This window comes from Mesorhizobium newzealandense, from assembly GCF_042682145.1.
Lineage (GTDB): Bacteria > Pseudomonadota > Alphaproteobacteria > Rhizobiales > Rhizobiaceae > Mesorhizobium > Mesorhizobium newzealandense.
On sequence record NZ_JBHUGZ010000017.1, the window covers coordinates 327,817 to 340,165 of the forward strand.

The 12,349-nt window shown below is 63.1% G+C and carries 12 protein-coding genes; 9 read left to right on the plus strand and 3 right to left on the minus strand.

Annotated elements, in window-relative coordinates; genetic code table 11:
- From flaF to ACFSOZ_RS25865, 6 genes are all read left to right on the plus strand, one after another.
- Complete coding sequence (gene flaF / locus ACFSOZ_RS25840) at positions 1-348, plus strand: flagellar biosynthesis regulator FlaF (RefSeq protein ID WP_379102541.1); 348 nt, start codon at positions 1-3, stop codon at positions 346-348.
- Complete coding sequence (gene flbT, locus ACFSOZ_RS25845; RefSeq protein WP_379102543.1) at positions 345-788, plus strand: flagellar biosynthesis repressor FlbT; 444 nt, start codon at positions 345-347, stop codon at positions 786-788. Before flaF ends, flbT begins: the two co-directional genes overlap by 4 nt.
- A complete protein-coding gene (gene flgD / locus ACFSOZ_RS25850; RefSeq protein ID WP_379102545.1) occupies positions 788-1,195 on the plus strand; it encodes a flagellar hook assembly protein FlgD in 408 nt (135 codons plus the stop codon). Before flbT ends, flgD begins: the two co-directional genes overlap by 1 nt.
- 22 nt (positions 1,196-1,217) lie before the next feature.
- Complete coding sequence (fliQ, locus tag ACFSOZ_RS25855) at positions 1,218-1,484, plus strand: flagellar biosynthesis protein FliQ (protein ID WP_023761707.1); 267 nt, start codon at positions 1,218-1,220, stop codon at positions 1,482-1,484.
- Between the two features lie 225 nt (positions 1,485-1,709).
- Positions 1,710-3,353 carry an MFS transporter gene (locus tag ACFSOZ_RS25860; protein ID WP_379102547.1) on the plus strand — a complete coding sequence of 548 codons (1,644 nt, stop codon included), beginning with the start codon at positions 1,710-1,712 and terminating at the stop codon, positions 3,351-3,353.
- A gap of 254 nt (positions 3,354-3,607) precedes the next feature.
- Positions 3,608-4,588, plus strand: coding sequence for a diguanylate cyclase domain-containing protein (locus ACFSOZ_RS25865; RefSeq protein ID WP_379102549.1), 981 nt, complete (start codon positions 3,608-3,610; stop codon positions 4,586-4,588).
- A 131-nt stretch (positions 4,589-4,719) separates the two neighbouring features.
- On the opposite strand, the gene ACFSOZ_RS25870 is transcribed toward ACFSOZ_RS25865, so the two are convergent.
- Positions 4,720-6,501 (minus strand): chloride channel protein, encoded by a 1,782-nt coding sequence (locus ACFSOZ_RS25870; RefSeq protein ID WP_379102551.1) that lies wholly within the window; start codon positions 6,499-6,501, stop codon positions 4,720-4,722.
- 192 nt (positions 6,502-6,693) lie between these two features.
- Entirely contained in the window at positions 6,694-6,993 is a 300-nt protein-coding gene (locus ACFSOZ_RS25875; protein ID WP_379102553.1) for a putative quinol monooxygenase, read from the minus strand.
- Between the two features lie 123 nt (positions 6,994-7,116).
- Between ACFSOZ_RS25875 and flhA the strand changes: the two genes are divergently transcribed.
- The 3 genes from flhA to ACFSOZ_RS25890 are packed head-to-tail and all read left to right on the plus strand — an operon-like array spanning position 7,117 to position 10,339.
- Positions 7,117-9,204, plus strand: a complete 2,088-nt coding sequence (gene flhA, locus ACFSOZ_RS25880) for a flagellar biosynthesis protein FlhA (RefSeq protein WP_111548630.1) — start codon at positions 7,117-7,119, stop codon at positions 9,202-9,204.
- Positions 9,201-9,953, plus strand: coding sequence for a flagellar biosynthetic protein FliR (gene fliR, locus ACFSOZ_RS25885; protein ID WP_379102555.1), 753 nt, complete (start codon positions 9,201-9,203; stop codon positions 9,951-9,953). The genes flhA and fliR overlap by 4 nt, the downstream gene beginning before the upstream one ends.
- A 2-nt stretch (positions 9,954-9,955) precedes the next feature.
- Positions 9,956-10,339, plus strand: coding sequence for a hypothetical protein (locus tag ACFSOZ_RS25890; protein WP_379102557.1), 384 nt, complete (start codon positions 9,956-9,958; stop codon positions 10,337-10,339).
- A 104-nt stretch (positions 10,340-10,443) separates the two neighbouring features.
- On the opposite strand, the gene ACFSOZ_RS25895 is transcribed toward ACFSOZ_RS25890, so the two are convergent.
- On the minus strand, positions 10,444-12,069 hold the full coding sequence (locus ACFSOZ_RS25895; protein WP_379102559.1) for a DUF1963 domain-containing protein: 1,626 nt from the start codon (positions 12,067-12,069) through the stop codon (positions 10,444-10,446).
- Between the last annotated feature and the right edge of the window lie 280 nt (positions 12,070-12,349).

A 12,349-nucleotide genomic window follows, 5' to 3' on the forward strand; every position in this document is an offset into this window, starting at 1 on the left:
ATGTACCAATTCTCCTACGCCGACATCCAGAGCACCTCCGTTGCCGACGCCAAGGATCGCGAGCGGGAGCTCCTGACCCGCTCGATCGACATGCTGTCGGCGGCGGCTTCCGCCGGCCACAACTCGATGGAGGCGGTCGAGGCGCTGCATTTCACCAATCGCGTCTGGACCACCTTCGTCGAGGATCTCGGCTCCAGCGACAACGCCCTGCCCAAGGAATTGCGCGCCAACCTCATTTCCATCGGCCTGTGGCTGCTGCGCGAGGCGGAGGACATTCGCCAGGGCCGCACCAACAATTTCGAAGGGTTGATCGAGGTGTCTCAGATCATCAGGGACGGCATTCAATGACCAACACGCTGAAGATATCGCTGAAGCCGAACGAGAAGATCTACATCAACGGCGCCGTCATCCGCGTCGACCGCAAGGTCACCGTCGAATTGATGAATGACGTGCAGTTCCTGCTCGAAAGCCATGTGATCCAGGCCGACGATGCCTCGACGCCGCTCAAGCAGCTGTATTTCATCCTGCAGGTCATGCTGGTCAACCCGGCCGGCGCGGCCGAGGCGCGCGACATGTTCCGGCGTTCGCTGCCGCTGCTGCTGGCAAGCTTCGAGGACACCCAGATCTGCGCTGCGCTGAAACAGATCGACCGCATGGTCGGCGAGGATCACATCTACGAGGCGCTGAAGGCGATCCGCGCGCTCTATCCGCTCGAACGCCGCGCGCTTGGCGGCAATGACGATGTTCCGGGTGACACGCGCCCGCTGGCTGTGGGAGCACGATACTGATGAACGTGGACATGACGACGACGATACCGACTGGCGCCAACCAGGCCACCACGTCGACTTCGAAGACAGCGGTCGACTACCAGTCGTTCCTGAAGCTTCTGATCGCCGAGATGAAGAACCAGGACCCGACCAAGCCGATGGACTCGACACAGTACGTCGCCCAGCTCGCCACCTTCTCGCAGGTCGAGCAGTCGGTGCAGACCAACACCAAGCTCGACCAGATCATGCAGTCCTCGGCGCTGTCGCAGGCCGACGCGCTGATCGGACGTTCGATAACCTCCGCCGACGGCAACACGACCGGCACGGTGGCGTCGGTGCGCCTCGCCAGCAGCGGCCTCATCGCCGTGCTGCAGAACGGCACCGAAGTCGCGGTCGGCCCGGGAGTCTCGGTCAAGGCGGCGAGCTGACGCTTCCGGCAGGGCCAGTCCCATGAACGAGGCCGACGCTCTCGACATCGTCCAGTACGCGGTGTGGACGGTGCTCACCGCATCCGCCCCGGTGGTGTTGGTCGCCATGGTGGTCGGCATCGGCATCGCCCTCATCCAGGCGCTGACGCAGGTTCAGGAGATCACCTTGACCTTCGTGCCGAAGATCGTCGCCATCATGCTGGTGGTGGCGCTGACCGGCCCCTTCATCGGCAGCCAGATATCGGCCTTCACCAACGTCATCTTCGAGCGCATCCAGAACGGATTCTGAGCAGCGTCTATCCATATTGCGGTTGGATTGCCGTTGTACCCTCCTGCAGGGCCGCCGTCGGCCGGACCTGGCGCGAGACAAGGCGTGGACCGCAGCTATCCCATTGTTGGACCATGAGCTTTTTCGAAAGACATTCGCCCTTTGCGGCGCCATGCCCTACTTTCGGCAAATGATCTGAGCAAACGGATCATCTGACGAATCGGCACGACATGGCAGGGACCCCCGATGATTGACGAAAAGCCGGAAAGCGAGAGCGTTTCGGCGCTGGCGCCCTTCCGGCACGGCATTTTCCGCGCCGTATGGGCGGCAAGTCTGGTCTCGAATTTCGGTGGCCTGATCCAGGGCGTCGGCGCGGCCTGGATGATGACCACGATCGCCACCTCGCCCTATCAGGTGGCCCTGGTCCAGGCTTCGACCACCTTGCCGATCATGCTGTTTGCGCTCGTCGCCGGCGCCATCGCCGACAGTTTCGACCGGCGCAAGGTGATGCTGGTCGCCCAGACCTTCATGCTGGTCGTCTCGGTGCTTCTGACCCTGTTCACCTATTCCGGCCTGATGACGCCGTGGACGCTGCTGGCCTTTACCTTCCTGATCGACAGTGGCACGGCGCTCAACAGCCCGTCATGGCAGGCCTCCGTCGGCGACATCGTTCCCCGCAACAAGGTGCCGGCCGCCGTCGCGCTCAACTCGATGGGCTTCAACCTGACCCGCAGCGTCGGCCCGGCGATCGGCGGCATCATCGTCGCCGCGGCCGGTGCGGCCGCCGCCTTCGCGGCGAACGCGGTGAGCTATATCGGCCTCATCGTCGTGCTGGCGCGCTGGAAGCCGGACCTGCCGGTTTCGACCCTGCCGCGCGAGTCGCTGGGTGCGGCCATGGGCGCCGGCCTGCGCTATGTCGCCATGTCGCCCAACATCGGCAAGGTGCTGGTCAGGGGCGCGGCTTTCGGTTTCAGCGCCGGTGCCGTGCTGGCGCTGCTGCCGCTGGTGGCGCGCGATGTCGTCAAGGGCGATGCCCTGACCTACGGTATCATGCTCGGCGCCTTCGGCATCGGCGCGGTCGGTGGCGCGCTGATCAGCGTGCGGCTACGGCAGCTGCTGTCCAGCGAGACGATGGTGCGCTGCGCCTTTGCCGGCTTTGCCGTCTGCGCCTTCAATGCCGCCGTCAGCCATCATGCCTGGCAGACGTCGCTCGGCCTGCTTGTCGGCGGTGCCTGCTGGGTGATCGCCCTTTCGCATTTCAACGTCACGGTGCAGATGGCGACACCGCGCTGGGTGGTCGGCCGGGTGCTGTCGGTCTACCAGACCGCGACCTTCGGCGGCATCGCGCTCGGCAGCTGGATCTGGGGCGTCGTCGCCGATGCGCATGGCGCCGAAACCGCGCTGATCGCGGCCAGCATCGCCATGCTGGTCGGCGGCGCCATCGGCCTGCTGCTGCCGCTGCCGCAACAGCAGGTGCTCAATCTCGACCCGCTCAATCGCTTCAGGGAACCGCACCTTGCGCTTGACCTGAAGCCGCGCAGCGGCCCCATCGCCATCATGATCGAGTACATCATCCGCGACGAGGACGTGCCGGAGTTCCTCGCCACCATGGCCGAACGCGGCCGCATCCGTCGCCGTGACGGTGCCCGCAACTGGACATTGGCGCGCGACCTCGAAAATCCGGCGATCTGGATCGAGCACTATCATACGCCGACCTGGATCGAATATGTGCGTCACAATGGACGCATCACTCATGCCGACGCCGTCGTCGGCGAGCGCTTGCGGGCGCTACACAGCGGCGACGAGCCGCCGCGCGTGCGGCGCATGATCGAGCGCCCGACGACCGCCGGGACGGCCCTCGTCATGGCCAAGGGTCCGATCGAGCACTAGGGCAATTCCAGGAAAAGTGTGAAACGGTTTTCCCGGGAAAAGCGCGTAGCGCTTTCCCTGGGGAATTGCGTCAAACCAAAGAGATAGAGCGGTTCTATGTTTCCGTGAAACGATGGACCGCTCAAGTGCCTTCGTGGCTGGATGAGTCGCTCCCCAGCATCTCCACCAATTTTAGAGGAACCTGATATAAAGATTCTTGGCGTATTCGTGAGCTTGACGGGAAGCCGCCCTGCAAGAACCAACGAGAAAGCCTTATGTCAGCATTGCGTAAATCGGATGCACCGACGGATCGCGAATCGAACGAGCCGGCAAAGATCGGCTCGGCAGAGCAGTCTCTGCGGGAAAGGGTTCGGCTCCTGGAGGCGGTCGTCGACAACTTCCCCGGTGGCATATCGCTGTTTGACGATGACCTGCGGATGGTCCTCTGCAACGACCAGCAGAAATCCATGCTGGATTATCCTCCGGAACTTTTCCGCAATGGCTATCCAAACATGGAGGATTTGTTCCGGTTCAATGCCGAACGGGGCGAGTATGGTCCTGGGTCGGCCGACGAACACGTGAGAAGGCGCCTTGAGCTGGTCAGACAGCGAACACCACACAGCTACCACCGCACCCGGCCCAATGGCACGGTGCTTGAAATACGAGGCGTTCCCCTCAGCGGAGGAGGATTTGTGACAACGTACCTGGATGTGACGGAACAACGCCGCAACCAGGAACTCGTTGCCCATATGGCGCACCACGATCACTTGACCGATCTTCCCAACCGCGCGTTGTTCAATGACCGTTTGCAGCAGGCAATCGCAAAGACCAAGCGCAACGGAACCATAGCCGTCCTGTGCCTGGATCTCGATCGGTTCAAGCCGGTCAACGACCAGCTTGGCCATCAGGCAGGTGATGAGCTTTTGAAGCAGGTTGCCGGACGATTAAGTGCCTCGGTTCGCGATCACGATACGGTCGCACGTCTTGGGGGCGACGAGTTCGCGATCGTGCAGACCGATATCCATCAGCGATCCGATGCCGGCGTGCTTGCACGCCGTCTGGTTGCCGCGATGCATGAACCGTTCGCTGTTTGTGGGCATTCAATCTCCATCGGCACCAGCATCGGAATCTCCGTTGCCCCCGACGACGGATCGTCATTGGACGACCTGTTGCGGAAAGCCGACCTTGCGCTCTACCGGAGCAAGCGCAGCGGTCGGGGCACATTCAGTTTCTATGAGGGACGTGACGAACAATGACAGGTCGCCTCCGAACCGCGCTCGGCCTGACGCGGCCGACTGCTCGCACTCTCTTTGTTTTGGCGCAATTCCCAAGGGAAAGCCATGCGCTTTTCCCGGGAAAACCGTTTCACACTTTTCCTGGAATTGCTCTAACCTTCGCCCGACAGGTCCCTGCGCGCCTTGTCGAGTTCCTCGGCATAGCGCCGCATCAAATGGCCTTCGGTCAAAAGCCCCAGCACGATGCGGTCGGTGAAATCCTCGACCACGGCGAGCTCTTCGGCGCCGGCGCGCTGGAAGGTTTCGGCGGCGGCCTGCACGTTCATGCTCGGCACCAGCACCGCGTCCTGGTACTTGGCAAGATCGCGCACCGCCATCTCGCCATCAGAACGATCGCTGTGCAGTTCAGCCACGATGAGCACGCCGACATAGTGATCGCCCGGGTCGACGGCGATGACGCGCTGGGCTGAACCGAGCGGCACTTGCATGCGGAAGGTCGCCAGCGTCGTCGAGGCATCGATGGTCTTGATGTCCTTGCGCATCATCGAGCCGACGGTGAGACTGCGCATCCAGCCGACGTCGTGGGCGCTGCGGATGGTCTCGCCGCGCAGATGGAAACGCCATGTCGAGAAGGAGTAGCCGAAGGTCTCGCGCACCAGGATCGCCGACATGATCGAGGCCGCCAGCACGACACCGGTCAGTGTCAGGTCGCGGGTCGATTCCAGCGCCAGGAAGGTCATCGTCAGCGGGCCGCCGACGACGCCGACGGCGAGCGACGTCATGCCGACGACGGCGGCAACGGCGGGATCGATGCCGGTGGCCGGCGAGACGAGGGTCATCACACCGGCAAACGCCTTGCCGAGCAACGCGCCGAGGAACAGCGAGGCGAAGAACAGTCCGCCGCGAAAGCCCGAGCCCAGCGAGATCGCCGATGCCGCCAGCTTGAGCACGAAGACGCTCGCCACCACGGCCAGGCCGTAGTTCATAGCGAATTCGCGATGCAGCGCGCCATGGCCGCTGGACAAGACCTGCGGTGTGATCAGGCCCAGCAAACCGACGATGACGCCGCCAATGACGGGGCGCAGCGACGCATCGATCGACAGCCTGGCAAAACCGCGTTCGATCAGCGTCACCAGCTGCATGATGGCGATCGAGGCCGCCCCGCCGAGCAGGCCGAGCAACAGGAACGGCACGTACTGGCTGGCGGTCAGCGCCGGCAGGCCCGAAAGCTCGAGCGGAAACGGCACGCCGCCAAACATTTCGGCGGTCAGCGAGGCGGAGATCGCGGCGGTCATGACAGGCGCGACATTGGCGACCGAGTAGATGCCGATGACCAGTTCGAAACCATAGAAAGCGCCGGTCAGTGGTGCGTCGAAGGCGGCGGCGATGGCGCCGGCGGCACCACAGCCGACCAGGATACGAACATCGTTGCGGCGCAGTTGGAAGATGCGCGCCAGCCGCGATGCCAGGCCGGACCCGACCTGCGTGTAGCCCGCTTCCAGCCCGACCGAGGCGCCAAAACCGCTGGAGATCATCGTCTGGCCGGCAATGATGAAGGTGTCGGTCAGCGACATTCGACCCCCATAGAGCGCGTTGGCTTCGATCGGGTCGATCGGCGTGCGGAATTTCCGCAGTCTGAGCCAGATCACCGTCAGCCCGAGCAGGATGCCGCCGATCGCCGGTATCAGCGCCTGCATCGGATTGGCGAGCGAGAACATGCCGGAAAGCCGGCCGCCGGGCTGTACGCCGAACAACAGCCCGTGCAGGTCCTGCACGATCTGGCTCATCGCCGTGACCAATATGCCCGCCATCACCCCGACGACGCCGGCCAGAATGACCACCGCGATGCCGCGCGCCTCGAGCAGCGGCACAGACCTGATCAGGACCGCGCGCAGCCGGCGGGCGTAGACTTCGCTGTGGTTTCTGGAAAGCACCGGGGCGGCTCGCCGACATCAGAAAAGGCAGTGGAAAGCCCGCCTGATACGCCCGGCGACACGGCATGGCAACCACAATGGCGATAGACAAGGCGCCATTGTGGCATGGGCGGCCGGTTGCGGCCGTTGCTGCCTCTGCTGGAACCGCAAACAGCGCCGCCGGCGGTTGACGAGCAGGGGGTGGAAGATCGATCAGGTCGGCTTGGGGCCGCCGGCTTCATAGAGCACGAGATTGCGCTCGCCGATGCCGAGTGCCGGCCAGCTTGCACGCCAGTCCGCAAGGTGCGGCGAGCGGAAATGCGCGTCGAGCGCTGTCCTGTCGCTCCACACTTCCATGACCCGGATGACCCCGGCGTCGAACACGTCCTGCGCGTAGGAGTATTCGACGCAACCGGGCTCGGCGCGGCTGGCGGAAACCATGCGCTCCATGGCGGGCTTTGCCTCCTCAAGCTTTTCCGGCGGCAAGCGGATGGTGCCGATGATCAGAAGCATGGGATTTCCTTTTTGGAAGCCGTGAACCAGAGCCCAGTAGCCAGTCTCCCACCCTCGCGCAAGCTTGGCCGGTTACGGTTTGACACCTGTCGCGCGCTCGGCGGGCTTGGCATTGGGGACGACATGGCGATCAGCGAAAGCATCCAGCCCGGCGCGGTGGCCAAGAACGGCCGCGACGTCTTCTTCGCCATCGGCATCGTCATCATCCTGGCCGTGCTGTTCCTGCCGATCCCGGCCTTTCTGATCGACATCGGCCTCGCCTTCTCGATCGCGCTTTCGGTGCTGATCCTGATGGTGGCGCTGTGGATCCAGCGGCCGCTCGATTTCTCGTCATTCCCGACCGTGCTGCTCATCGCCACCATGCTGCGGCTGTCGCTCAACATCGCCACCACGCGCATGATCCTGTCACATGGCAATGAAGGCACGCACGCCGCCGGCTATGTCATTGCCGGCTTCTCCAAGCTGGTGATGGCCAGCGATTTCGTCATCGGCCTCATCGTCTTCATGATCCTGATCGTGGTCAACTTCATCGTCATCACCAAGGGCGCCACCCGTATCGCCGAGGTCGGCGCCCGCTTCACCCTCGACGCCATCCCCGGCAAGCAGATGTCGATCGACGCCGACCTTTCCGCCGGCATGATCGACGACAAGACGGCGCAGCTCCGCCGCCGCGAGCTGGAAGAGGAATCCTCCTTCTTCGGCTCGATGGACGGCGCCTCGAAATTCGTCCGCGGCGACGCCATCGCCGGCCTCATCATCACCGCCATCAACATCGTCGGCGGCATCGCCATCGGCTATATCAGGCACGGCATGGGCATGGGCGAAGCCGCCGACGTGTTCATCAAGCTGTCGGTCGGCGACGGCCTCGTCACCCAGATCCCGGCGCTCATCGTTTCGCTTGCCGCAGGCCTGCTCGTCTCCAAGGGCGGCACCCGCGGTTCGACCAACCAGGCGGTGTTCGGCCAGCTCGGCGCCCATCCGCGCGCCCTCTACGTCGCGGCATCGCTGCTGGTGCTGCTCGGCCTGATGCCCGGCTTGCCGCTGTTTCCGTTCTTTGCGCTGGCCGGTGGCATGGCCGGCCTCGGTTACGTCATCCCGATGCGCCACAACCGCGCCGTCGCCGCCGCCGAGGCGATCAAGGACCAGGAGAAGGCGACCAAGGTCGAAGAGGAAAAGAACTCGGTCAAGGCGTCGCTCGCCACCGCCGAGATCGAGCTCCTCATCGGCAAGCAGCTTTCGACCCGGCTGCTGGTGTCGCATCAGGAGCTGGTTTTCCGCATGGCCAAGATGCGCAAGAAATTCGCCACCCAGTACGGCTTCGTCGTGCCTGAAGTGCGTGTCGCCGACGATTTCGCCATTCCGCCGAAGAGCTACCAGATCAAAGTGCACGGCACCGTGGTGGCCGAATACCAGATGCGCGTCGGCGAGATCATGGTGCTGCTCGGCAACCGCGACATACCCGAAATACCGGGCGAGGAGATCCGCGAGCCCGCCTTCGGCATGCGCGCCTATTCCGTAGTCGAAACCTTCGCCGAAGACCTGAAGCGTGAGAACTACACCTTCGCCGACAACATGTCGGTGCTGCTCACCCATCTCTCCGAGGTCATCCGCAACAACCTGCCGCAGCTTCTGTCCTACAAGGACATGAAGGCGCTGCTCGAGCGGCAGGACCAGGAGTATCGCAAGCTCGCCGACGAGATCTGCACCACGCACATCTCCTATCCCGGCCTGCAGGCGGTGCTGAAGCTGCTGCTCGCCGAGCGGGTCTCGATCCGCAATCTGCATCTGATCATCGAGGCGATCGCCGAGATCGCACCGCATGTGCGCCGCACCGAGCAGATCGTCGAACATGTCCGCATCCGCATGGCCCAGCAGATCTGCGGCGACCTCTCCGAGGGCGGCGTGCTGAAAGTGCTGCGCCTCGGCAACCGCTGGGACCTGGCTTTCCACCAGAGCCTCAAGCGCGACGCCAAGGGCGAGGTGCGCGAGTTCGACATCGATCCGCGCCAGCTGGAAGAGTTCGGCCAGGACGCGACCAAGGCGATCAAGAAATATCTGGAAGCCGGCGAGCGTTTCGTGCTGGTCACCGCACCCGATGCCCGCCCCTATGTGCGCATGATCATCGAGCGGCTGTTCACCACGCTGCCGGTGCTCAGCCATGTCGAAATCGCCAAGGGCGTCGAGATCAGGGTGCTCGGGACCATATCGTGAGCGTTCTCTCGCAAGGCGCCGTCATCGCTGCGTTCCTCGCCTTCTGCCGCATCGGCGCCTGTTTCATGCTGATGCCCGGCCTGTCCAGCGCCCGCGTCCCGGTCCAGGTCAGGCTGTTCGTCGCGGTCGCCGCCACCGGCGGCCTGCTCGCCTTCCTGTGGGACCGCATCTTTCCCTTCGTCGACCCGCGCCCGCAGATCCTGGTGCCGATGATCATCTCGGAACTTCTGGTCGGCGGCCTGATCGGCGCCATGACCAGGCTTTACATGGAAGCCCTGCGCTTCATGGGCTCGGCCATCGCCATGCTGATCGGCTATGGCGGCACCGGCGGACCGGCGATCGAGGAGCCGGAGCCGCAGGCAGCCCTTGCCGCCATCATCTCGTTCTCGGCGCTGCTAATGCTGTTCGTCTTCGATTTCGACCATGAGATCATACGCGCGCTGGTGGCTTCCTACACGGTCGCGCCGGTCAACATCTTCTTCAACCCACAGGCCGCACTCGTCGATGTCACCGACACGGTGTCGGACACGTTCTTCCTGGTCATCCGCCTCGGCAGCCCGTTTGTCGCCTATGCCATTCTGGTCAATCTGACGATCGGCTTCGTCAACAAGCTGACCCCGCAGATCCCGATCTATTTCATCTCCCAGCCCTTCATCATCGCCGGCGGCATGATCATCTTCTATTTCGCCGTCGGCACCATGCTGTCGCTGTTCGTCGCCGGCTTTGTCGACCTGACATTGGCAAGATAGCCATGAGCACCCGCAGGGACCGCCTGAAGAAACTGGTCAAGGTGCAGGAGCAGCTGAAGGCGCTGCACGAAACCCGTCATGCCACCTTTCTTGCCGCGGCCAGCGCCGCCGAGGCCGAAGCCCGGGATCTGGTCGGCCATTTCGACCAGGCCAATTCCCTCTCCGGCCTGTTTCCCGATCTCTACCATCGCCGCATTGCCAGCGCGGTCGGGCGCCAGGAGGCGAACCTCGAAAGCGCCAGGCAGGAGGCCAGCCTCATCGCCGCGGCAACCGCGCGCACCAACATGGTCGAGCGCGCCTACAAGGACGTGCGCAACCGCGACGAACGCGAACGCTCCGACCGCGAGCGCCTCGACCTGATCGCGCAGAAACGGAATGGCGAATAGCCAAGGGAATTCTGCCATTGAGCCGATCCCGCCATTGCGGATAGCCGGCGAGAGCGTCGCGAGAGGGCGGTAGAGCGGCCAGAGGGTCACTGACCCAACATCAGTCAGTAGGCTTCGATTGTCAGAATTGCGTTCTGGAATCGCTTGGCCGCAAGGTCCTCGGGCGCAATCCAATATTGAAGCGGCCCCATCTCCCCGACGGTCCAATTGAGCGCCATATCCGGCCCAAGTTGGAGCAACAGCAGGTAGCGGTCCTTCATCTCGTCGGCTGCGACCTGGACGACGTCACCCTTGCCAAGCATCTGATGGCTACGGGACAGGTGACGGTGAGACAGGGCGGCTACGACATCGGGGCCTATGAGCGCCGCGCCGCCCGCATCTGTCAGTCCCCCCTCGGCGCCTTGGATCGCCGCGATTGAAAGCCAATCATTCATCACCAGCGGAAGTTGACGGCGATGCGGCCGCCGCGCCGAAGGTGACGGCATGCCGTTGACGCGCAAGTCTTCCAGAAAGGCAAGGATTTGCTGCTTCACCTCGGGAGGCGGTGCGTCATAGTCCTTCAGTCCGGCATTGACCGTCGGAAAGAATGCGTTGAACATCTTCGAACCGAATGCCGACAGTTCACGCTGCACCACCCGCAGCCGCTTGGCCTCCGGATCACCTTCGGAGACATCGCCAAGCGCCTTCAGTTGTGCCGTGACATCGGCCGTCTCTTCACGGTGATATGCCTCAACAAGCTTCCGAACGATCCGCGCGGAATGCCAATTGGCCGGAAATCCCGGGTACGGCGTCCAAAGCGTGTCTTTCGGCGCATGATGAGCGGAAAGCAGCGGATTAGGGGCGATCGGCGGACCGTAGAAGGCCTCGACCCTTTCGGTGCGAATTTTGTCCGCGACCTCGAAAGCGTGACCTTCGTCCGCACGCGCCGCGACTTCGGCATCGGTCGGCTCCTCGATCCAGGCAAACTCGACCTCGACCCGATCATAATGAGTTCGCTTGCCCCGCAAGATTTCGTCCATCGGATCCGATCCCAGGATCTTGGCGGTGAACGGCATGTCGAGCGGCGCCCACTTCTGTGTCACCTGACGCGGTTCATACCGCGTCACGAAGTGCATGGCGTCCGCCCCAAACGTGTCGGACATCGGTGCGAAGAAATAGAGATAGCCCTTTTCGGGCAGCAGATTTCGTCCAGGTCCCGGTGGCAGGTCCGAACAGTCGATCTGCGCCATGAAATTGAGGCGCTCGAGCAATCCCTTCCGATTGTGAACCGTCGGCCAGTCGAATTCATCGGGGACAATCGGCAGCCCGCCAAGATAGCTCATGCTCCGTTGCGGAAGACGCGGCGGAAAGACCTGTTTGATCGCAATGCGCGCGGCTTGCCCACGTTCGATCGCTTCGCGGCCATCGACGGAAATCGGCGGGATCTTGCGCTCGACATGCGCCTTGAACGTCGCCTTGCGCTGGTCGTCGCTGTCCTTGGCTTGCTGCTGCATTTCGGCGATCAGTTTTTCTGCTGCGGAGTTAGGCTTGGGCGATGCAGCATGGGCCGCTTCAGACGATGCCAGCGTGCGCTGACGAGCCTTGCCGACCGGCAAGGCGGAACTGTCCCGAGCGTCGTTTGACTTGCCTTTTGAAGACGAACCGGAAAACAGCCCGGCAATGCCTTTTGCTCCGCGATAGATCAGGCTGCCAACGATCAAGAGCATCGCCCCGACCACAAGCAGCGGCATCAGCATTTCCATGACGCTTACCCCCAACCCGATCGTCAGCCACGTCGCTCTATCCCGCAACCGAATTATTGCCGTCATATGCGTCGTTGCGCAAGCAAGGGGCCAGACCCGGACCAAGCTCCCAAGTGGGATACCTTGCGGAACCGGCAGTAATGACCCAATGCGGGAATCAAGCAGCGGCCGATGAGTGGCGGATACGCGGTGAATACCGGGCGTAGATCACGGCGATTGAGGCCATCGAGTCGTGGCGACAACGATCGAGAACCCATAGCAAGCGCGT

Excerpts from the sequence above, each read along its gene's own strand:
- fliQ (WP_023761707.1), top strand. The coding sequence starts at position 1,218 with ATGAACGAGGCCGACGCTCTCGACATCGTCCAGTACGCGGTGTGGACG.
- ACFSOZ_RS25875 (WP_379102553.1), bottom strand. The coding sequence starts at position 6,993 with ATGCTTCTGATCATCGGCACCATCCGCTTGCCGCCGGAAAAGCTTGAG.
- ACFSOZ_RS25865 (WP_379102549.1), top strand. The coding sequence starts at position 3,608 with ATGTCAGCATTGCGTAAATCGGATGCACCGACGGATCGCGAATCGAAC.
- flgD (WP_379102545.1), top strand. The coding sequence starts at position 788 with ATGAACGTGGACATGACGACGACGATACCGACTGGCGCCAACCAGGCC.
- flbT (WP_379102543.1), top strand. The coding sequence starts at position 345 with ATGACCAACACGCTGAAGATATCGCTGAAGCCGAACGAGAAGATCTAC.
- flhA (WP_111548630.1), top strand. The coding sequence starts at position 7,117 with ATGGCGATCAGCGAAAGCATCCAGCCCGGCGCGGTGGCCAAGAACGGC.
- ACFSOZ_RS25895 (WP_379102559.1), bottom strand. The coding sequence starts at position 12,069 with ATGCCGCTGCTTGTGGTCGGGGCGATGCTCTTGATCGTTGGCAGCCTG.
- flaF (WP_379102541.1), top strand. The coding sequence starts at position 1 with ATGTACCAATTCTCCTACGCCGACATCCAGAGCACCTCCGTTGCCGAC.
- ACFSOZ_RS25860 (WP_379102547.1), top strand. The coding sequence starts at position 1,710 with ATGATTGACGAAAAGCCGGAAAGCGAGAGCGTTTCGGCGCTGGCGCCC.
- ACFSOZ_RS25890 (WP_379102557.1), top strand. The coding sequence starts at position 9,956 with ATGAGCACCCGCAGGGACCGCCTGAAGAAACTGGTCAAGGTGCAGGAG.